This is a genomic window from Allobosea sp. 01N443 (assembly GCF_056399325.1).
This window is the reverse complement of sequence record NZ_JBFTRC010000029.1, coordinates 1-19,483: the sequence shown is the minus strand read 5'-3', so window position 1 is coordinate 19,483 and position 19,483 is coordinate 1. Positions and strand designations below refer to the sequence as shown.

Genomic DNA, 19,483 nt, shown 5'->3' with positions numbered 1-19,483 from the left:
TCTCCGATCCTAGTCGGAAAGCCCCGGGGAAACCCGGGGCTTTTTTCGTTTGGATATCGAGGGTTAGGCCTGTTCACTCACTTGACAGGGGCGGGCGAACCGTCCTGACTTGGCGCCCTGGGGACGGTGATCGGTAAGGGCCTGACAAGTCTGTGCCGACGCGGGGAGCGGGAATGGCGCAGCCGGCAAACTGGTTATGGGGGCTCGTGCCGCTGGCGCTGCTCTGGAGCGCCAGCAACCTCTATCTGGATGATGCGATTCAGGACGATGTCAGTCGCCGTGCCATCGCGGTGGCGACGCAGGTCGCCGGCGAGGCGCCCGGCGCAAGGCCGGTCATGGCGCTCGTTGCCGGACGCGATGTGCTGATCGTGGGCGAGGCGCTCTCGGCCGATGGCGCTGCCAAGGCCATGGTGCAGTTGCGCGGCGAATTCGGCATACGCCGGGCGCTCGGGGGCCTGTCCCAGGTCGTCGCGCAGAAACCCTATAGCTGGTCGGCGACGCGCGAGCGCGATGCGGTGACGCTGAGCGGCTTCGTTCCCGATGAGGCGACGGCAACCGCCAACATTGCCGCGGCGAGTGCGGCCGTCCCGGGATTGCGCGTCGACGATCGCCAGATGCTCGCTTTTGGCGCGCCTGCCGGTTTTGCCGCCGTAACGCAGAAAATGCTCGGTGAGCTGGCCGGACTCTCGAGCGGCAAGGTGGCGCTGGACGACACGCGCTTCTGCATCGAGGGCAAGGCGACGACGCCGGAGCGCTTCCTTGCGTTGCGCGAGCGCACTGCATCCCTGGGGCAGGGTGGGTTCACCGCAGTCGAGTGCAGCCTCGAGCCGCCGACGATGGCGCCTTATCGCTGGTCTGTGGAGAAGAGCGCGGATGGCGGGCTGAGCGTCACCGGCTTCTACCCGTCGGATGAGGCGAGGCAGCAGATTTCCGCGGCCCTGCGGCGCAGCTTTCCCGAGCCCACTCGGATCGACGATCAAAGCAAGCCGGCCCTTGGCGAGCCGGGCGCTTTCCTGGTMAAGGTCACGCGCGCCATTGGCGATCTTGCCCGGCTCCGCCGCGGCAAGGCCGAGCTCGATGCCGGCAGCTACAGGCTGTCCGGCGACGGGCCCGAGGATTTCGAATCCTGCCAGGCCTTGCAACTGCTGATCGCGCAGACGGACGGGCCGGATTCGGTTGTGCAGGCCAACATCATCTGCCCGCCGGCGCCCCCTCCTATGCCAGCCCTGCCGGAGATTCCACCGCTCTTTGTTCCGGCCGAACCTCCTGCGCCTTCGGAGCCTGCAACACCTCCTGCGCCTCAGCGCGGTGAGGTGCCATCGCCCGGCAGCTCCCACGCCAGTGCCGGTGAGGCGAAGGCGCCCATCCCGGTACGCGCTGTGCCCGAGCGCACGGTTCCGCTGCAATGGCGGGCGGAGAAGACCGAGCAGGGCGTCGTGCTGAGCGGCCTCGTTCCCGACGAGGCGGCGAGACAGGGCGTGCTGCAATCGGCCGACCGCGGGGCGGATGCGGGTCGCATCGCTGATCGCATGACGGGTGAACCGAAGCTGCGTGAAGCTCCGGATTTCGGCACGGCGACCAGCTTCCTGCTGGATCTGCTCGGCAGGATGAGCAACGGCGTGGTTTCCATCGAGGGCACGCAGGCTTCGCTCTCGGGGGCCGTTGCCGACGAAGGGGCCTGGCGCGAAATCGAGGCCGCGCTCCGGCAGCAGCCTTTGCCGGGAGGCCTCACGGGCGCGCCGGATCTGGCGGGCCTTGGCCTGCGCCCCTTCGGTCTGACGATTTCGGCGGATCGCTCGGGCGTCGGCCTGTCCGGCTATTTGCCTGATGAGCAGACGCGCTCGGCGCTTCTGGCGTTGCTGGACGGCTCACCCTTGCAGGGCAAGATCGTGGACGAGACGCGCATCGTGCCCGGAGCGCCTGCCGGTTTCGGCGGCGCAGCTCGCGTCGCCGTGACCGATCTGCTCAGGCTGGATCTCGGCACCGCGCGCCTGGTCGATGGCAAGGTCGAGCTGCAGGGGTTGACCTGCCGCGAGCTGATCAAGGGCGAGGTCGAGACCAGCGCCGCGAGCGGGCTGCCTGCCGGCTTTTCAGGCCAGGCGGAGATCGGCTTGCGCCAGACGGGTTGCGTCACGGAACCGCCCAACACCTGCCAGAACGACCTCGATGCCTTGACCAAGCGCCAGTCCGTGCTGTTCGGCCAGGGCACAGCTGTGGTCGTGCTCGATGCGACCACGGAACGGGCCATGGCGGAAGCATCCGCGATCCTCAAGCAATGCCCGGATGTGCGCGTCACGGTCGAGGGGCATGCCAATCTCGATGGCGAGCGGCGCGGGTTCGACAATGTCGATCTTTCGAACCGGCGCGCTCGGCGCGTGCTTGATGAGTTGGTCATACGCGGCATCAGCGCTGCCCGGCTCGAGCCGAAGGGCTTTGGCGCGCAGCGACCGCTCGTTCCCCATGACGAGCCGGAGGCGAAGGCCATGAACCGTCGCGTCCAGTTCACGGTCGAGAAGTAGGGATCGCTGGCATGCTCTACCTGGCCACCCAGTTCGCATGGTTCCTGCTCGCGGCCTTCGGCATCGGCCTAGCCATGGGCTGGATCACCTGCACAGGAGGGAAGGTCCGTTTCTGGACCAGTCCGATCACCCTGCTCGTGGGCGTCTGGGCCGTGGTCGCCGCGCTCACCTGGCTGCAGGTGGTGAATGGTGTTGCCGCGCTCTGGCTGGAGACCGCGCTCCTTTATGTCGCGGCCTATCTGGCGGGCTGTTGTCTCGCCTGCTTTGTCCGCACGATCTTCGCTCACCGCGATTCAGTTCTCGCCATAGCCGGCGCCAATGCCGGTTCGATCCCTGAGACCCCGGCCGGGCCTGCTGTCGCTGCGTTGAAGCCGGTCTTGGTGCAATCGGCCCCGCTGCTGGACAAGGTCGAGGGCGAGGACCTGATCTCCGGCAGGCGGCCATCCGGCCTTGTCGCGGCGCGCAGCGGGAAGGCCGACGATCTCAAACTGATCAAGGGCATCGGCCAGCAGAACGAAGGCAGGCTGCACAGCCTCGGGATCTGGCATTTCGAGCAGATCGCCGCCTGGACCCCCGAGAACATCGAGTGGGTCGGCCATTATCTCGCCTTTCCCGGCCGGATCGAGCGTGAGGACTGGGTCGCCCAGGCGTATTCGCTCGCAGCCGGCATCGAGACCGCGTTTTCGACACGGGCCCGCGCCGGTGAGGTCGAGGCCTCGCGTGACGATGGTACGCAGGGGCAGGGCAATGTCGCCGGCGTCCCCGAAGACGGAGCCGACGGCAAGCGGCGGTAAATCCTCGATTTCAGTGAGCCCGGCGTGTTGCGACCGCCGGGGGGGGCGGCCCAAGACTCAGGCGGCGCGCTTCTCCGCCTTGCCGATCAGCTTGCCAATGCGCCGCACCATGTCCTTCGATCCGAGCAGGGGCGCATGGCCCTGTCCCGGTGCGACGAAGATCTCGCAATCGGGATGGCGCTCCCCCATCTCGCGCAGCGTCTCCTCCGAGAGAAGATCGGAATTGGCGCCACGGATCGCCAGAATCGGCACGGCGTTCAGCCCGGCGAAATAGGTCCAGAGCACGGGCAGCGGCGCCTCGAGGTCGAGTTCCTCCAGGATCTTCATCAGATTAGGGTCGTAATCGGTGACGAGATGTCCATCGCGCTCGGTCCAGGTCCGACGCGCCATTATCTCCCATTCCCGTTCGCCGAAAGCCGGGAATTGCTGGTCAGACAAGCGCTTGAGGATTTCGGCGCCTTCGACAAAGCTGCGCGGGCTTGGCAGCTTGCCGACATAGCCGCGGATCCGCAGCAATCCGCGCGCATCGATTACCGGGCCGACATCGTTCAGGACGACGCCCTTGATCATGGCCGGGCGCGCCGCCGCCAGCGCCATCGTCAGCAGGCCGCCGCGCGAGGTTCCGACGAACACGGCGGCCTCGATGCCGGCCGCCGTGAGCAGCTGCATCATGTCGTCGAGCTCGACCCGAATATCGTAATTGGCCCAGTTCCTGTCATAGGCGGAGCGCCCGCGCCCGCGGTAATCGAGCGCCAGGACGCGCCGTGGTTTGGCCTCGTCCCCTGCCAGCGCCATCGCCAGTTCGTGGAAGTCGGCGGCCGTTCGCGCCAGCCCCGGCAGGCAGACCACCGGCAGGGCGTGCGAGGCGAGGGGACCGTAATCGCGGGCGTGGAGCTTCAGGCCGTCGCGGGCACTGATAAAGAAGGAGCGGAAACCGCTATCAGAATCCATTCGCCCTCCGGCGGCGCTGCAAGAGGCTGGACTAAAGCATCTTCAGGCGAAATGGGCACTGGTCCCAGTCAAGAAAATCCGCCGGAACGGAGCAGGCGAGGGGGCTCCGGCCGTGAAGGGCCGGAGATCCCGCCTAATCCCGCGTCCAGGTCCGCTTCAGGTCGTAATCGATCAGATAGGCGGTACGCTGGTTCAGCCTCTGCCGGTAGACCTGCAGGTTCTCCATCACACGCTGGACGTAGTTGCGCGTCTCGTAGATCGAGATGCGCTCGACCCAGTCGACGGCATCGACATCGCTTTTGCGAGGGTCGCCATAGGCGTCGATCCAGCGCTTCACATTSCCGGAGCCGGCATTATAGGCCGCGAAGCTCAGGATATAGGAGCCGCGCCATTCCCGGATCAGGTCGTTGAGATGGGCCGCGCCCATCTGCGCCGAATAAAGCGCATCGCTGCCGAGCCGCGGAAGGTCGAACGGCATATTGGCCCGTCGGGCCGTTTCCCGGGCCGTCGCCGGCATCATCTGCATCAGCCCGCGTGCGCCGGCATGCGAGACCGCATTGGGATCGAAGGCGCTTTCCTGCCGGGCGATGGCGTGGACGATCGCCCGCTCCATCGGGTCGCCCAGCACGGGGAAGTCCGGCACGCCGGAGGTGGGGAACGCGGCGGTGTCGAGCGGGAAGCCGCGCTGCAGGGCGGTCTTGCCGATCGTCAGCAGGGTCCTGACATCGCCTTCACGGCTGGCGATCGCGGCCACGGCTTCCAGCGCGGTCGTCGTATGCAGGCGCTGCGACAGATCGACCAGCATGGTGGCTGCAAGATCGCGCGCGCCGATCTGGTAGAGGAGGCGCACACCCTGATGACCGGGCAAATGTTCGAGCGCCGCCGATTCCGTCGTGCGGATCGGCAGGTCCGGTAGGCCGAGCTTGGCCCGGGCAAGCTGACCGTAATAGGCGACGGAATGAGCCGCCGCGCGCTCATAGGCCTCCTGGGCGCGCTCGGTCAGCCCGATCGCTTCGGCCGCGCGGCCTTGCCAATAGGCGACGCGCGCGACCGAGACCGGCGTTTCCGCCCATTTGGCTGCCTCGTCGAAATGGGCGAGAGCCAGGCCGGGCTGATCCCGAAACCGCAGCGCGATCCAGCCTGCGTGCCATTCCGCGTCGATGCGCTCGGCGGCGCCTTCGGCGCCATGACCGGCTGCGACCTCATAGGCCTTGGCGGCATCGCCCTCGTCGAGAAGCTTGCGCGCGATCAGGCGCCGCTCCGTCCACCATTCGTCGCCATCGCCGAGCAGGGCCGGGTCGCGCGGCACCTTGGCGAGAATCTGCGCGGCTTCGCCGGCCTTGTTGGCGCGCCGGGCCTGCTGCACCTGCAGAAAGGTGAAGGAGAGATCGTTGCGGAGCGACGCCGGCACGGCCGCTATCAGTGCGGGCGCGATCGTGCCCTTAGACTGCGCGCTGGCGAGCCGCGCCTTGGCGAGCAGGACATAATCGGTGGAGACACGCGCGGCATTGCGCAGCGCCGCCGCATTGTTCTCCTCAAAGAGATAGCGTTCCGTGCGCAGGCGATGGTCGGTCACTGTGAGCCGGTCGCCGAAGCTGTTCAGGACGATCGCTTCCAGCGGCGCGCCGAGATGGTCGCGCCGCCAGGTTTCGCGGATCAGCACCATCGCATCGTCGGGCTTGCCGTCAGCCTTCAGGGCCATGGCCAGCGCCACGCGGCCGACCGGGCTGATCGGGCGCTGCGCATGGAAGAAGGCCCGGATCACGGCCACGCTTTTCTTCTCGGCAATCAGCGCGGCCTCGGCGCGGCGGCGGAACAATGTCGTTGCCGGATAGTTCGGATAGGTCTCGAGAAAGGCGTTGATGCGGGCAAAGCCCACCGTGCTGCCGCCGAAGCGGATCGCGGCCCATTCGAGCATGGCGCGCGTCGCGCGGTCGTCGAAGGCCGAGGCGAAGGCATCGCCCTCGGTCACCGTACCACGGCGATAGGCCTCGACCGCCGTCTTGAGGGCGCCCTGATCGGCTGGCGCGTCGGCGCGCAACTGCTCGTCGGGCGAGCGCAGGAGCGCCGCCGTCGTCGCAGGATCGGCAATGGCCGCAACACGGTCCTTCTGCAGGACGTGGTCGGCGTCGTTGGTCGCTTGGGCACTCGCAGTCACAAGGAGTGCAGGCACGGCCCATGAAAGGAGCCGTCGAGAGGCAGGCAGCCGTACCATGGTGGATTTCCCCGGGATGGCGCTTGGACTTCGATGGTCGGCGAAGGGTCTTGATGGACCGTTAACTAACGTGCAAGCGATTTTTGACGGGCTTTCGCCTTTGCGCATGCGGTGGGAGGCGGTATGTCTGTCGCCCGCTACACACGGATTTTGTTCTTAGGACGGCTCGATCATGACCAAGCATGCGCCTATCACCGGCTCGCTCACAGCCTTGGTGACCCCGTTCAAGGGCGGCAGGATCGACGAGGATGGCCTGCGCGCGCTGATCGCCTGGCAGATTGAAAGCGGCAGCCATGGCTTCGTGCCCGTGGGCACCACCGGCGAGAGCCCGACGCTCAGCCATGACGAGCACAAGCGAGTCATCGAGATCTGCCTCGATGCGGTAAAGGGTCGCGTTCCCGTCATCGCCGGAGCCGGCTCGAACAACACGGCCGAGGCGATCGACCTCGCGATCCATGCCGAGAAGGCCGGTGCGCCGGCGCTGCTGGTGGTCACGCCCTATTACAACAAGCCGACCCAGGAGGGCATGTACCAGCACTTCAAGGCGGTGAACGACGCGGTCGGCATCYCGATCATCATCTACAACATCCCGCCGCGCTCGGTGGTCGACATGTCGGTCGAGACCATGGCGCGGCTCTACGAGCTGAAGAACATCGCGGGCGTCAAGGACGCGACCGCCAATCTCGCCCGCGTCTCGCAGCAGCGCCACGCCATGGGGCCGGAGTTCATCCAGCTCTCGGGCGAGGACATGACGGCGCTGGCCTATATGGCGGCCGGCGGCCATGGCTGCATCTCGGTTGTCGCCAATGTTGCGCCGCGCCTCTGCTCCGAATTGATGGTGGCCGCGCTCAAGGGCGATTTCGCTGGTGCGCTGAAGGTCCAGGACCGGCTCGTGCCGCTGCACGACGCGGTGTTCAAGGAGCCGGGCCTTGCCGGCGCCAAGCATGGGCTCAAGCTGCTCGGCCGGATCGAGGAGGAGGTTCGCCTGCCGCTGATGCCGGTGACGCCCCCGACCGGCAAGGTTATCCGCGAGGCCATGGTTCACGCCGGGCTGTTGAATGCCTAGATAGAGAGTTGCGTTCGCCCGGGGTGCTCGGCGAACCGCCCCGGAGCCGCTGATGTACGAACCGAGCCATTTCAAGGTTGAAGACCGGGACGCGTTGCACGGCGTCATTCGCGCGTATCCGCTCGCCATAGTGGCGGCCGGCGCCGACGGCCTTCTCGCCGACCCCGAGCCGTTCATTGCGGCGCAGGCCCGCGGCATTGTCGGCATCGAAATCGAGATCGCCTCGATCATCGGCAAGTTCAAACTCAGCCAGAACCGGCAGGACGCCGACAGGCTGGGAGTTCTCAACGGCCTGAGTGCTGACTCCGAAACGGAGTCGCAGGCCATGGCGGGTCTCGTGAAGACCTATGGATTTGGTCACCCGGCATGAGCAAGCCTGATCCCGAGCGCTATCGCCTCGCGGCCGATAACCGCAAGGCGCGTTACAATTACGAGATCATCGAGACGCTCGAGGCCGGCATCGCGTTGCAGGGCACGGAGATCAAGTCCCTGCGCGGTGGCAAGGCGACGATCGGGGAGAGCTATGCCGGGCCGATGGGGACCGAACTCTATCTGTTCAACGCCCATATCCCGGAATATCTCGAAGCCAACCGCTTCAACCATGATGTCCGCCGGCCGCGGAAGCTGCTGCTGCATCGTCGTCAGATCAACAAGCTGATGGGCGCGATCCAGCGCGACGGCTTCACGGTGATCCCGCTCAAGGTCTATTTCAACGACAAGGGCCGCGCGAAGGTCGAACTCGGGCTTGGCCGCGGCAAGAAGCTGCATGACAAGCGCGAGACCGAAAAGACCCGCGACTGGAACCGCGACAAGGCGCGGATCATGAAAACCGGCGGCTGAACCGACAGGGCTTTCCGAAAGGGCGATCGTCACGGAAAAAGGGCCGCGCGAGCGGCCCTTTTTCCTTCTCAGGGCGTCCATCCAAAAACAGAAGGTTAGATCATCGCCTTCTTGAAATTGGCGTTGGCCTTGTCCCAGTTCACCGTCTTCCACCACGCCGCCAGATAGTCGGCGCGGCGGCTCTGGTGCTTGAGATAATAGGCGTGTTCCCAGACATCGACACCGACGACCGCCTTGGCGCCGAGTTCGAGCGGGGTGTCCTGATTGGCGGTGCTGACGATCGCGAGCTTCTTGTCCTTGCCGACGACCAGCCAGGCCCAGCCGGAGCCGAAGCGGCCCAGGGCGGCGGCGTTGAGCTTGGTCGCCATATCGCTCACCGAACCGAGCGAGGCCTCGACCGCGCTCTTGAGTTCGGGTGAGGGCTGCTCCGCGCCGCCCGGCGTCATCAGTTCCCAGAAGAACGTGTGGTTCCAGTGGCCGCCGACATTGTTGCGGACGCCGGTGCGAACGTTCTCGGGAACCGCGCTGAGATCGGCCAGCACGGTCTCGATTGGCGTCGTCCTCAGGTCCGCCCATTGATTGGCCAGCGCGTTGGCGTTGTTCACATAGGCCTGATGATGGGCGGTGTGATGGATACGCATGGTGGCGGCGTCGATATTGGGCTCCAGCGCCTCATAGGCATAGCCGAGCGGCGGCAACGTGAAGGCGGGTGCAGCCGCCGGTGCGGCGGGAGCAGGCGTAGCCTGCGCCAGGACGAGAGCGGGCTTGGCGATGACGAAAACGCCCGCGGAGCTCCCCGCGAGCCCGGCGAGAAAATGACGGCGATGCATGATGAGGCCTCCCAGTCCCGTTGTTGCCATAGCCGGCCCGGCCGAATCACATGGCGGCCTGGGGCCTCGCTCCAACGGTCGTATCACAGCCCCTGACCACACGTCAGTGGCGTGCCGAAATCAGCCTTCGACCGGTTCGTCGCCCTGGCGGATGCCATAACGGCGTTCCAGTCCGGGATGGCCGGGCGTGCCCGCAGCGCCACTGCGCGGCGCGCGCTCCGAGGGGTCGCGCCCGATTTTCGCCATGAGATGCGAAAGGTCGAGGAACTCGTCGCATTGGCGGCGCAACTCGTCTGAGACCATGGGGGGATTGGTCGTGATGGTCGAGACCACCGAGACCTTTACACCCTTGCGTTGCACGGCTTCAACCAGTGGGCGAAAGTCACCATCGCCCGAGAACAAGTAGATCTGGTCAAGATGCGGCGCTAGTTCGAGCATTTCAATGGCGAGCTCGATGTCCATATTGCCTTTGACCCGGCGGCGACCGGTCGCATCGGTGAATTCTTTGGCCGCCTTGGTGATGACCCGGTAGCCGTTATAGTCGAGCCAGTCGACCAGTGGTCTGATCGACGAGTACTCTTCGCTTTCGACTAACGTAGTGAAGTAAAAGGCCCGGATGAGGTTGCCTCGTGCCTGGAATTCCTTCAACAGTCGACGGTAATCCATGTCGAAGCCAAGCTGCTTCGATGTGGCATAGAGGTTTGCCCCATCGATAAAAAGCGCGATGCGCGGCTCCGCCATGGGAACGACTCCAGTAAAAATCGAATCAAATACGTCAGATCGAAAGGATAGCGGTCAGGCAATGTCGAAAGATCGGCGAATTCTGATCAGCCAAGCACTAATTATGTGGCCACTTGCTGGAGTCTTGCAAGTGCGCTTGCTCAGGCTGGTCAGTTTCCTTGAGCCCCGCAGGGCCCTTCAGCTGGCGAGCCCCCGGCTGCCGGGCTTGACCGCCGGGATGGCGGCGAGCTCGGGTGGCAGCGCGTCAGGAGCATAAGCCGGGATATCGAGAGCGACGAGGCTGACCAGTCTGACGCCGAGATCGGCCTTGCTGGCGGAACGGTCGACCAGGCAAGCGGCGCCGAGAATCTGGCCAGGTTCACCAGCGATCGAGGCCAGGCATTCGCGCGAGGAGAGGCCGGTGGTGACGATGTCTTCGACCATCACCACGCGCGCACCGGCGGGGATGGCGAAGCCGCGGCGCAGCTTGAACTGTCCGTCCTCGCGTTCGACGAACACCGCCTTGGCCTTGAGGTGCCGTGCTGTCTCGTAGCCCGGCACGATGCCGCCGACCGCGGGCGAGACGACATAGTCGACCTTGCCGAATGTGGCTTCGATCTTGGCGGCAAGCGCCTTGCAGAGCCGCTCGGTGCGGACCGGGTCCTGGAAGATGAACATCTTCTGCAGGAAGACCGGGCTACGCAGGCCGGAAGACAGGATGAAATGACCTTCAAGCAATGCGCCGGCATCGCGGAATTCGGCCAGGACCTCGTCGTCGGTCATCGGTGCGCCTCGCAGATGGAGTTGATCCCATTGCCTGCGACGGGCACAGGCGAGTGCTTTTGCGCCGGAATGGCCTGCGTTTCAAGCGTGGGCCCGAGCGGAGCTGTGGAAGGCTGGCAGCGCATCGGCCGGAATATCGTATCCGGTCCGATGATCTGACCGCCTGTGATTGCATGGGCTTGCCCGAAAGCCGCAATCCGTTTTTCGGGCCGATGCTTTAGCCGACCACGCGCTCGACCCGGCTGATCACCCGTTTCTCGCGCAGCTCGCTGATGATGGCGCTGAGATGTTTCAGGTCCCAGACCGTGAGATCGATGGTGACATCGGTGAAGTCCGGCGTCGGCCGCACCATCGTCACCGCATCGATATTGCCGTCATGCTCGGCGATGGTGGTGGTGATCTGCGCCAGCGAGCCGGGTTCGTTGATCGAGTTGAGGGCGATGCGCGCCGGAAAGCGCTGGGGCGTCTTGTCGTCGAGATCCCAGCGCACGTCGAGCCAGCGATCGGGCTCGTTGTCGAAGGCCGCCAGCGAAGGCGACTGGATCGGATAGATCGTCACGCCTTCGCCAGGCGTCAGGATTCCGACGATGCGATCGCCCGGCACGGCGCCGCCATTCGGCGCGAAGCGCACCGGCAGATCGCCGCCGAGGCCACGGATCGGGATGGCATTGGCGCCCGGCGTCTCGCCGGGCAGCTTGAACTTGAGATTGTCGCCCTTGCGCAGCTCGAACCAGCCCTTGCCGTTGCTTTCGCCACGGGCTTCGGGCGTGGACCGCTTCTCCGGCTCGAGATCGGGATAGACCGCCTTGACGACGTCGCCCGAGAACATCTCGCCGCGCCCGACAGCGGCGAACACGTCGTCAACGSCGGTGCGGGCCAGCCGCTTGAGCGCCGCCTTGAGCTTTTCGTCGGTGAAGACACGCTCGGCGCGCATGAAGGCGCGTTCGAGGATCTGGCGGCCAAGGCCGGCATATTGCTTGCGCACGGCCGCGCGCGTCGCCCTTCGGATCGCGGCGCGCGCCTTGCCGGTTACGACGAGCGATTCCCAGGCCGCGGGGGGCACCTGCCCGTCGGCGCGGGTGATTTCGACCTCGTCGCCATTCTGCAGCTCGGTGAGCAGCGGCGCGATGCGGCCATTGATCTTGGCACCGACCGCGGTGTTGCCGACATCGGTATGGACCGCATAGGCGAAGTCGATCGGGGTCGCCCCGCGCGGCAGGGCGATCAGCCGGCCCTTGGGCGTGAAGCAGAAGACCTGGTCGTGGAAGAGCTCGAGCTTGGTGTGCTCCAGGAACTCTTCCGGATTGTCGCCCTCTGCGAGCAGGTCGACGGTGCGCCGCAGCCACTGATAGGCCCGGCTTTCATCGGCGGCACCGGAGAGCTCGGTGGTCCGTCCGTCCTTGTAATGGGCATGGGCCGCGATGCCGTATTCGGCGATGCGGTCCATCTTGTCGGTGCGAATCTGCAGTTCGACGCGGCTATGGCCCGGGCCGACCACCGTGGTGTGGATCGACCGATAGTCGTTCTGCTTCGGCGTCGAGATGTAGTCCTTGTAGCGCCCCGGAACCATCGGCCAGGTCGTGTGGACGATCCCGAGCACGCGGTAGCAATCCTCCAACTGGTCGACGATGACCCGGAAGCCGAAAATATCCGAAAGCTGCTCGAAGGAGACCGACTTGCGCTCCATCTTGCGCCAGATCGAGTAGGGGCGCTTGCGCCGTCCGGCGACCTCCGCCTGGATGCCGCGCGCGGCCAGCTTCTCCTTGAGATCGATCTCGATCGCGCTGATCACGGAGCCTTCGCGCTCGGTCACCTCTTCCAGGCGCTTGGTGATGGTGGAGTGGGCTTCCGGCTTGATATGGCGGAAGGCCAGTTCTTCCAGCTCCTCGCGCAGTTCCTGCATGCCCATCCGCCCGGCGAGCGGGGCATAGATCTCGGCCGTCTCCTCGGCGACGCGCAGCCGCTTCTCGGGCGGGACGAAATGCAGGGTGCGCATGTTGTGCAGCCGGTCGGCGAGCTTGACCAGGAGCACCCGGACATCTTCGGCGATGGCCAGCAGCAGCTTGCGGAAATTCTCGCCCTGGGCCGCCTTCTTCGAGACGAGGTCGAGTTTCTTGATCTTGGTCAAGCCGTCGACGAGCCGGCGGATATCCGGCCCGAACATGCTCTCGATCTCTTCGAGAGTGGCTGCCGTATCCTCGACGGTGTCGTGCAGGACGGCGGCGACGATCGTCGCATCGTCCAGCTTGAGATCGGTCAGGATCGCCGCGACTTCGAGGGGATGCGCGAAGAAGGGGTCGCCCGAGGCGCGCTTCTGTGTGCCATGCGCGCGCATGGCATAGACATACGCTCGGTTGAGCAGGTCTTCGTCGGTATTCGGATTATAGCTCCTGACCCGGTCAACGAGCTCGTATTGCCGCATCATGCCCATGCGGGCCCCTGTAACGCCTGCCAAGAATTGCAAAGGTTCAATATCGGCACGGCGTTCCGGCGGGGCAAGGCGATTCTATGCAGGGTAGGCATGAAAAAGCCCGGCAATGCCGGGCTTTAGCGTAGACTGGTGAACGCTTTGATCAGTCTTCGTCGTCGGCGCTCTCGGTCGGCGGCACGAGGCCGTCGAGGCCGCGCAGCAGATCTTCCTCGCTCATGCGATCGAACTGGACTTCCGAATCGGGCGTCGCTGCGCTGGACGGGCCGCTGGTCAGGAGCGGCACGGTCTCGGCCTCAGGCTCGTCGACCTCGACATGCTTCTGCAGCGAGTGGATCAGCTCTTCCTTCAAATCTTCGGGAGTGAGCTTCTCTTCGGCGATTTCGCGTAGCGCCACGACGGGGTTCTTGTCGTTGTCGCGGGGAACCAGAATCTGCGTGCCCGAAGCGATCATGCGGGCGCGGTGGCTGGCCAGCAGAACCAGCTCGAAGCGGTTCTCGACCTTGTCGATGCAGTCCTCAACGGTAACGCGAGCCATTGAACGGCTCCTTCTGATCTTGGCGATGCAGGGAAAGATTGATGTGAGCCGGCCATACAGGCAAAGCCGGGCGGATGCAAGATTTTGCTGCGCGCGCTTACCAGCTCTCGCCCTGCATCCGGCTGACCAGCTCGTCGAGCCTGGGCTCACGATGGGCCAGGCCGTCGAGGATCGATCCCCCCGCCATCGCCGGCAGCTCATGCGGCGCAAGCTCGGCAAAGCGCATGCGCATCGGCGTCGCCACGCCCTCGCCGAAGGCGATCGCCTCGCGATTGCCGATGGCCGAGAGGAAGCCGATCGTGCTCGCCGAGGCGTCGGCAATGGCCGAGCGGATGATCTGCTGGTCGCGGTCATTGGCGAGCCGCATCGCAAAGATGGTCGAGCATTGCGACAGGATCGTGGGATCGAGCTCGCCCGGGCGCTGGGTCACGACGCCGAGATAGGCGCCGTATTTGCGGCCTTCCTTGGCGATGCGGGCGATGGCTTGCCGGGTCGGCGTGAAGCCGAGCGACTGGTCCGCCGGCACATAGCGATGGGCTTCCTCGCAGAGCAGCAGCACCTCGTAGCCGCCATGGCTGAACATGGCGAGGTCGAAGGCGATGCGCGCCAGCACGGATGCGACGGCGTTGACGACATCGGCCGGCAGCCCGGCGAGCTGGAACACGCAGATCGGCCGGCCATGCTGCGGAATCCGGAAGATCTGGCCGATCACCTGGCCCATGCCTTCGACCATGTTCGCGCGTGCGAACATGAACTGGTAGCTCGGGTCGCCATAGAGGGCTTCGAGACGGACCTTCAGCGATCGCAGCGCGGCACGCGGATAACGGATCTCATGGAGCCCCATCAACTCGTCCAGGACGGCGAGCGCGTCGACCATCCTGTAGGGCAGGGGGGCGTCGCCGCTGGAGGCAGCGCCACCGGCCGCCGACCGCCGCGCCGTCGGATCGAGCGGCCGCTTCAGCAGCGAGGCGCCGAGGTCGCGGGCGAAGTCCTGAGCTGCGGGCTTGCGATAGCGGGTGCGGGCCGCGGCGATGACCTCGCGCAGGATGTCGATCTCGTCGAGATCGGGACGGCCGCGAAAGACGACATCGGCAAATTCTTCGAGGCGGAACATCCAGAAGGGCAGGTCGAGGCTCTGCGCATCGGTGACCACGGCCTTGTCGGGAAAGGCGTGGGCGTATTCGTTGTGCGGATCGAGGATCAGCACCCGCAGATGCGGCTTGGCGGCAATCGCCTTGCGCAGCAGCAGCGAGACGGCGCTGGACTTGCCGACGCCGGTCGTGCCGACCAGCGCGAAATGGCGCGACAGCAGATCGTCGATGCAGACCGTCGCCGGAATGGCGGCATCCTGCGTCAGGTGTCCGATGGCGACGCCGGCCCTGGCGCCGAGGTCATGCACCAGAGCAAGATCATGGGCCCGGATACGGTGCGCGATCGCGCCGACTGGCGGATAGGTGGTGATGCCGGTCTGGAAATAAGTGCGTCCGCCCTCGGCTTCCAGCACCTCGCCGAGCAGTTCCACTTCGATATGGACGGGATTGTCGGCCAGTTCGTCCCAGAATTCCCTGACGGCCTTGATCTCATAGACCATGCCGACGATCCGGCTGCGGCCGAGATTGATCGAGATCATCCGCCCGATCGTCCAGGCCTCGGGCGTTGCCGTGCCGGCGCGTGGGATGATGGTGCCGATCGTCGCACGCGCGCCATTGCATGACAGAACGCGGCCGATCGACCGGTCGGCCACCTGGCCGGCGGTGCGACGGTCCGGAATGATATCGTTTTCGAACTGGCCCTGATTGACGGAAATCTGCACGGCCCTGGGTCTCTCGATCTGATCTGGGTCAGGCATGAAAGGAGCGTGCGCGCTTAAGATTGGTTTCCAAGCCGCGGCAGCTTGGCGGCGCGGTTAGCAAATCGCGAAGAAGCCCGGGAAAGCTCTCGCGATATCCATCAGCGAACGTGGTCTTGCCGATCAATTTCCGTGCCTTGAGCCGGACCGGGCCAGGCGGTATGCACGCTGGCAACGGGCGAGGGGACTTGTGATGACAAATGGCCGGTTGCGACTGGGCGTGAACATCGATCACGTTGCTACGGTGCGCAATGCGCGTGGCGGAGCCCTGCCCGATCCGATCCGCGCCGCGCATCTTGCTGTCGAGGCCGGAGCCGACGGCATCACGGCGCATCTGCGCGAAGACCGGCGCCACATCCGCGATGCCGACATCGAGCGGCTGATGGCCGAACTCACCGTGCCCCTGAATTTCGAGATGGCAGCCACGGCGGAGATGATCGCGCTGGCTGAGCGCCTGAAGCCGCATGCGGCCTGCCTCGTGCCCGAGAAACGCGAGGAGCGCACGACCGAAGGCGGGCTCGATGTCGTCGGGCAGGAGCGTGCTTTGGCGCCAGCGATCGCGCAGCTCAACGAGGCGGGCTCCAGGGTGTCGCTCTTCATCGAGCCGGATGCTGCTCCGATCAGGATGGCGGCCAAGCTCGGCGCTCCGGTGGTCGAGCTGCATACCGGAACCTGGTGCCATGCCGTCATCGACGGCAAGCGGGACAAGGCCGATGCCGAGTTCCGCCGTCTTGCCGAAGGGGCTGCGCTTGCGGCCTCGCTTGGACTCGAAGTTCATGCCGGCCATGGGCTCGATTACGACACCGCGCGCGAATTGGCGGTCGTTCCCGATTTCGTCGAGTTCAATATTGGCCACTTCCTGGTCGGCGAGGCGCTCTTCATCGGCTTGGAGCAGGCGATCGTGCAGATGCGTGCAGCCATGGACGAAGGGCGCGCGGCCAAGTAGACCGGCTGCATGATCCTCGGCATCGGCTCCGACCTCTGCGATATCCGCCGCATCGAGCAATCGCTGGAGCGGTTCGGCGAGCGCTTCACCCATCGCATCTTTACCGAGGGCGAGCGGGCCAAGTCGGACCGCCGCGCCACCCGGGCGGCCTCCTATGCCCGCCGCTTCGCCGCCAAGGAGGCCTGCTCCAAGGCGCTTGGCACCGGTCTGAGTCGCGGCGTGTTCTGGCGCGATATGGAGGTGGTGAACCTGCCCGGCGGCCAGCCGACGATGCGGTTGACCGGCGGCGCCGCCGAGCGCCTCGCAGCGATGCTGCCGCCAGGGCATGAAGCCTTCGTCCATGTCTCGCTGACCGATGATCCGCCAATGGCGCAGGCTTTCGTCGTGATCGAGGCGCGACCGCTTCTTCCCTGACAGGGAGTACGGGCATGTCTGGTGGTGTCGGCGACGCGGAACGCGAGGAGCGTGCCCGCGCGAGCTTCAGAGGGCAGGTTGAGGCCTGTCGCAGGCTTGGATCCCCCTTCACGGCCCTGTTCTGCGAGGTGATGGCGGAGCGGCTCGATCAAACCAGTGGTTTTGGCCGGCGCGCGCTTGGCTGGCCGGGCGACCCCGTTGCCGATGCGCTGCCCTTGCGGGCAGCCGGTGCCTTCAACGCCTTGGCGCGCTCCGGAACGATGCCGTCACTGCAGGCGCTCTACCCGCCGGCTGTTGCCCGCGCGGACGCATTGTGGAGCGGCCTTGCCGCAGCCATCGACGCCCATGATGCGGATCTTGCCGCCTATCTCGACAGCGCCCCGCAGACCAATGAGGTGAAGCGCTGCGCCGTGCTGCTCGGGGGCGCCTTGATCGTTGCCCGCGATACCGGCTTGCCGCTTGATCTGATCGAGATCGGCGCGAGCGCCGGGCTCAATCTCGGTTTCGAGCGTTATCGCTACGCATTTGGTGCCGCCAGTTGGGGGCGCGACGATGCGCCGGCCACGATTCGCAGCGAATGGCGCGGCAGGCTGCCTCCGCTCGATGCCGCGCTTCGCGTGGCGGCGCGGCGTGCCTGCGACCTCAATCCGCTCGACCCATCGCAACCGGCCGATCGCGCCCGCGTCCTCTCCTATATCTGGCCGGATCAGGCCGACCGCCTGCACACGACCGAAGCAGCCTTCGATGCGGCGTCTGCTGCCTCGTGGCGCGTTGAGCGAGCCGATGCTGCCGCCTGGGTCGAGGCGCGGCTGGCCGAGGCGGCCGCGCCGGGCAGCGCCCGCATGCTGATGCACACGATCATGTGGCAATATCTGCCCGAGCCGACCAAGCAGCGCATCGTTGCGGCCATGGCTGCGGCGGGCGCTGCCGCGACCGCCGAGCGCCCGCTGGCCTGGCTGCGCATGGAGCCGGACGGCAAGCCTGGCCATGCCGCGGTCGCCMTGACGCAATGGCCGGGGGCAGTGGAGCGTGAACTCGGGCGCGCCGATTATCACGGCCGCTGGGTCGAGTGGCACTGAGGCGGGTTAGGGCATCGGCCCGAAAAGTGGATTGCGGTTTTCGGGACAAAGCCGATGCAAACACAAAGGGTTAGATCATCGGACCGGACGCGGTTTCCTGTCCGATGATCTAGGCCGATAACGCAAAACGGGCCGGAGCTGCGCGCACCCGACCCGTTCGAACCACAGGAAACGAGGCGCCGGACCGAGCCGGCGCCATCTTGACGGCTATTCGGCCGTGTCGGACTTCAGCCAGCGATAGAGCACGCCACCAAGAGCGCCGCCGATCAGCGGAGCGACCCAGAACAGCCAGAGCTGCTGCAGCGCCCAGCCGCCGACGAACAGGGCAGGGCCGGTGCTGCGCGCCGGATTGACCGAAGTATTCGTCACGGGAATGCTGACCAGGTGGATGAGAGCGAGGCCGAGGCCGATGGCGAGCGGTGCGAAGCCTGCCGGCGCCTTGCCATGGGTCGCGCCCATGATGATGAAGATGAACATCATCGTCATGACGACTTCCATCAGGAAGCCTGAGAACAGGCTGTACTGGCCCGGCGAATGTTCGCCATAGCCGTTCGAGGCAAAGCCCTTGGCGAGATCGAAGCCAGGCGCGCCCTTGGCGATCATGTAGAGAATGAAGGCGCCGGCGATCGCACCGATCACCTGCGCGACGATATAGGGGAGGACCTGTCCGGTGGGGAAACGCCCGCCGGCCGCGAGCCCGACGGTGACCGCCGGATTGAGATGGCAACCCGAAATATGGCCGATGGCATAGGCCATGGTGACGACCGTCAGGCCGAACGCAAGTGAGACGCCGAGCAGCCCGATACCGACCTGCGGGAAGCCTGCGGCGATGACCGCACTGCCGCAGCCGGCGAAGGTTAGCCAGAATGTGCCGATGGCTTCAGCCGCATATTTCTTCGAGCTCATACTGATTCCCCCAGAGGTTGTGACCAGCTATCAGTGAACCTGGGCTCGGAATGCGTCAATTACGCTACTGCGGGGCCGCCCTTCACCTGCGGCAGGGGTCGATCTTCGCCGGCTGCTGCTTGGCCTGGGGCAATGTCGGGGCGGCGCGATTGCGTCGCCTCAATTGCGGCAGGTCCGGACCTGCGGGCAGCCGGGTAAATTCGCGATGACAGAACCAATGTTGCGTTGCGATGCCGGGCGGCCCTGTTCGCGCCATCTTGTGCGAGGATATCGCGTTGTCCCCGGCCGTACATTCCGCTATGCCGCGCCTCGGAACTGATGAAGGAGCGCCCCGGGTGGCCAACGACGCCGAAATCAAGAGCAAGACGGCCAAGGACGAGGGCGGCATCCTTGAGACGATCAAGGTCGTCGTCCAGGCGCTTCTCATCGCGCTTGTCATCCGCACGCTGTTGTTCCAGCCCTTCAACATTCCGTCGGGCTCGCTGATCCCGACATTGCTGATCGGCGACTATCTCTTCGTCTCCAAATACACCTACGGCTATTCCAAGCACTCGATCCCGTTCAGCCCGCCGCTGTTCAAGGGCCGGGTCTGGGCTGCCGAGCCG

At 65.6% G+C, this 19,483-nt stretch carries 18 protein-coding genes; 9 read left to right on the top strand and 9 right to left on the bottom strand.

Translation table 11 applies throughout. From position 1 onward, the window contains the following. The first annotated feature begins 173 nt into the window (after window positions 1-173). Together AC1DRP_RS10530 and AC1DRP_RS10525 are read left to right on the top strand one after the other, a co-directional pair. A complete protein-coding gene (locus AC1DRP_RS10530) occupies window positions 174-2,519 on the top strand; it encodes an OmpA family protein (protein WP_441504777.1) in 2,346 nt (781 codons plus the stop codon). A gap of 11 nt (window positions 2,520-2,530) precedes the next feature. Next, window positions 2,531-3,313 carry a hypothetical protein gene (locus AC1DRP_RS10525; protein WP_441504776.1) on the top strand — a complete coding sequence of 261 codons (783 nt, stop codon included), beginning with the start codon at window positions 2,531-2,533 and terminating at the stop codon, window positions 3,311-3,313. 57 nt (window positions 3,314-3,370) lie between these two features. Here AC1DRP_RS10525 and AC1DRP_RS10520 read toward each other — a convergent pair whose 3' ends face one another. Continuing rightward, entirely contained in the window at window positions 3,371-4,264 is an 894-nt protein-coding gene (locus tag AC1DRP_RS10520; RefSeq protein ID WP_441504775.1) for an alpha/beta fold hydrolase, read from the bottom strand. A gap of 133 nt (window positions 4,265-4,397) precedes the next feature. Continuing rightward, entirely contained in the window at window positions 4,398-6,479 is a 2,082-nt protein-coding gene (locus tag AC1DRP_RS10515; protein WP_441504774.1) for a lytic transglycosylase domain-containing protein, read from the bottom strand. A 172-nt stretch (window positions 6,480-6,651) separates the two neighbouring features. Between AC1DRP_RS10515 and dapA the strand changes: the two genes are divergently transcribed. The 3 genes from dapA to smpB are packed head-to-tail and all read left to right on the top strand — an operon-like array spanning window position 6,652 to window position 8,385. Continuing rightward, a complete protein-coding gene (dapA, locus tag AC1DRP_RS10510) occupies window positions 6,652-7,545 on the top strand; it encodes a 4-hydroxy-tetrahydrodipicolinate synthase (RefSeq protein ID WP_476768451.1) in 894 nt (297 codons plus the stop codon). A gap of 52 nt (window positions 7,546-7,597) precedes the next feature. Next, complete coding sequence (locus AC1DRP_RS10505; protein WP_441504773.1) at window positions 7,598-7,915, top strand: FMN-binding negative transcriptional regulator; 318 nt, start codon at window positions 7,598-7,600, stop codon at window positions 7,913-7,915. Beyond that, on the top strand, window positions 7,912-8,385 hold the full coding sequence (gene smpB / locus AC1DRP_RS10500) for an SsrA-binding protein SmpB (protein ID WP_441488729.1): 474 nt from the start codon (window positions 7,912-7,914) through the stop codon (window positions 8,383-8,385). The genes AC1DRP_RS10505 and smpB overlap by 4 nt, the downstream gene beginning before the upstream one ends. A 95-nt stretch (window positions 8,386-8,480) precedes the next feature. On the opposite strand, the gene AC1DRP_RS10495 is transcribed toward smpB, so the two are convergent. From AC1DRP_RS10495 to AC1DRP_RS10470, 6 genes are all read right to left on the bottom strand, one after another. Next, complete coding sequence (locus tag AC1DRP_RS10495) at window positions 8,481-9,215, bottom strand: superoxide dismutase (protein ID WP_441488728.1); 735 nt, start codon at window positions 9,213-9,215, stop codon at window positions 8,481-8,483. Between the two features lie 120 nt (window positions 9,216-9,335). Next, window positions 9,336-9,956, bottom strand: a complete 621-nt coding sequence (locus AC1DRP_RS10490) for a LabA-like NYN domain-containing protein (RefSeq protein ID WP_441488727.1) — start codon at window positions 9,954-9,956, stop codon at window positions 9,336-9,338. 177 nt (window positions 9,957-10,133) lie between these two features. After that, complete coding sequence (pyrE, locus tag AC1DRP_RS10485) at window positions 10,134-10,718, bottom strand: orotate phosphoribosyltransferase (RefSeq protein WP_441504772.1); 585 nt, start codon at window positions 10,716-10,718, stop codon at window positions 10,134-10,136. A gap of 217 nt (window positions 10,719-10,935) precedes the next feature. Further along, a complete protein-coding gene (locus AC1DRP_RS10480; protein ID WP_476768463.1) occupies window positions 10,936-13,143 on the bottom strand; it encodes a RelA/SpoT family protein in 2,208 nt (735 codons plus the stop codon). Between the two features lie 148 nt (window positions 13,144-13,291). After that, window positions 13,292-13,684 (bottom strand): DNA-directed RNA polymerase subunit omega, encoded by a 393-nt coding sequence (gene rpoZ, locus AC1DRP_RS10475; protein WP_069877018.1) that lies wholly within the window; start codon window positions 13,682-13,684, stop codon window positions 13,292-13,294. Window positions 13,685-13,781: 97 nt separating this feature from the next. Further along, window positions 13,782-15,533, bottom strand: coding sequence for an ATP-binding protein (locus tag AC1DRP_RS10470; protein ID WP_441504771.1), 1,752 nt, complete (start codon window positions 15,531-15,533; stop codon window positions 13,782-13,784). A gap of 193 nt (window positions 15,534-15,726) precedes the next feature. On the opposite strand from AC1DRP_RS10470, the gene AC1DRP_RS10465 reads away from it, so the two are divergent. Genes AC1DRP_RS10465 through AC1DRP_RS10455 form a run of 3 tightly spaced genes read left to right on the top strand, consistent with a single transcriptional unit; the run spans window position 15,727 to window position 17,972 of the window. Continuing rightward, window positions 15,727-16,479 carry a pyridoxine 5'-phosphate synthase gene (locus AC1DRP_RS10465; protein WP_441504770.1) on the top strand — a complete coding sequence of 251 codons (753 nt, stop codon included), beginning with the start codon at window positions 15,727-15,729 and terminating at the stop codon, window positions 16,477-16,479. 9 nt (window positions 16,480-16,488) lie between these two features. Further along, window positions 16,489-16,893 (top strand): holo-ACP synthase, encoded by a 405-nt coding sequence (gene acpS / locus AC1DRP_RS10460; RefSeq protein ID WP_113518170.1) that lies wholly within the window; start codon window positions 16,489-16,491, stop codon window positions 16,891-16,893. Window positions 16,894-16,907: 14 nt separating this feature from the next. Continuing rightward, window positions 16,908-17,972: a DUF2332 domain-containing protein gene (locus tag AC1DRP_RS10455; RefSeq protein WP_476768450.1), complete on the top strand. Its 1,065-nt coding sequence runs from the start codon at window positions 16,908-16,910 to the stop codon at window positions 17,970-17,972. A gap of 207 nt (window positions 17,973-18,179) precedes the next feature. Here AC1DRP_RS10455 and aqpZ read toward each other — a convergent pair whose 3' ends face one another. Beyond that, complete coding sequence (gene aqpZ, locus AC1DRP_RS10450; RefSeq protein ID WP_441488723.1) at window positions 18,180-18,878, bottom strand: aquaporin Z; 699 nt, start codon at window positions 18,876-18,878, stop codon at window positions 18,180-18,182. Window positions 18,879-19,213: 335 nt separating this feature from the next. On the opposite strand from aqpZ, the gene AC1DRP_RS10445 reads away from it, so the two are divergent. Beyond that, a partial coding sequence (locus AC1DRP_RS10445) for a S26 family signal peptidase (protein WP_476768449.1) occupies window positions 19,214-19,483 on the top strand: 270 nt, incomplete at its 3' end.

Bases quoted from the DNA above. Each gene is read 5' to 3' on its own strand.
- rpoZ (WP_069877018.1), bottom strand. From the start codon at position 13,684: ATGGCTCGCGTTACCGTTGAGGACTGCATCGACAAGGTCGAGAACCGC.
- acpS (WP_113518170.1), top strand. From the start codon at position 16,489: ATGATCCTCGGCATCGGCTCCGACCTCTGCGATATCCGCCGCATCGAG.
- AC1DRP_RS10495 (WP_441488728.1), bottom strand. From the start codon at position 9,215: ATGCATCGCCGTCATTTTCTCGCCGGGCTCGCGGGGAGCTCCGCGGGC.
- AC1DRP_RS10505 (WP_441504773.1), top strand. From the start codon at position 7,598: ATGTACGAACCGAGCCATTTCAAGGTTGAAGACCGGGACGCGTTGCAC.
- AC1DRP_RS10470 (WP_441504771.1), bottom strand. From the start codon at position 15,533: ATGCCTGACCCAGATCAGATCGAGAGACCCAGGGCCGTGCAGATTTCC.
- aqpZ (WP_441488723.1), bottom strand. From the start codon at position 18,878: ATGAGCTCGAAGAAATATGCGGCTGAAGCCATCGGCACATTCTGGCTA.
- AC1DRP_RS10525 (WP_441504776.1), top strand. From the start codon at position 2,531: ATGCTCTACCTGGCCACCCAGTTCGCATGGTTCCTGCTCGCGGCCTTC.
- AC1DRP_RS10520 (WP_441504775.1), bottom strand. From the start codon at position 4,264: ATGGATTCTGATAGCGGTTTCCGCTCCTTCTTTATCAGTGCCCGCGAC.
- pyrE (WP_441504772.1), bottom strand. From the start codon at position 10,718: ATGACCGACGACGAGGTCCTGGCCGAATTCCGCGATGCCGGCGCATTG.
- AC1DRP_RS10465 (WP_441504770.1), top strand. From the start codon at position 15,727: ATGACAAATGGCCGGTTGCGACTGGGCGTGAACATCGATCACGTTGCT.
- AC1DRP_RS10490 (WP_441488727.1), bottom strand. From the start codon at position 9,956: ATGGCGGAGCCGCGCATCGCGCTTTTTATCGATGGGGCAAACCTCTAT.
- smpB (WP_441488729.1), top strand. From the start codon at position 7,912: ATGAGCAAGCCTGATCCCGAGCGCTATCGCCTCGCGGCCGATAACCGC.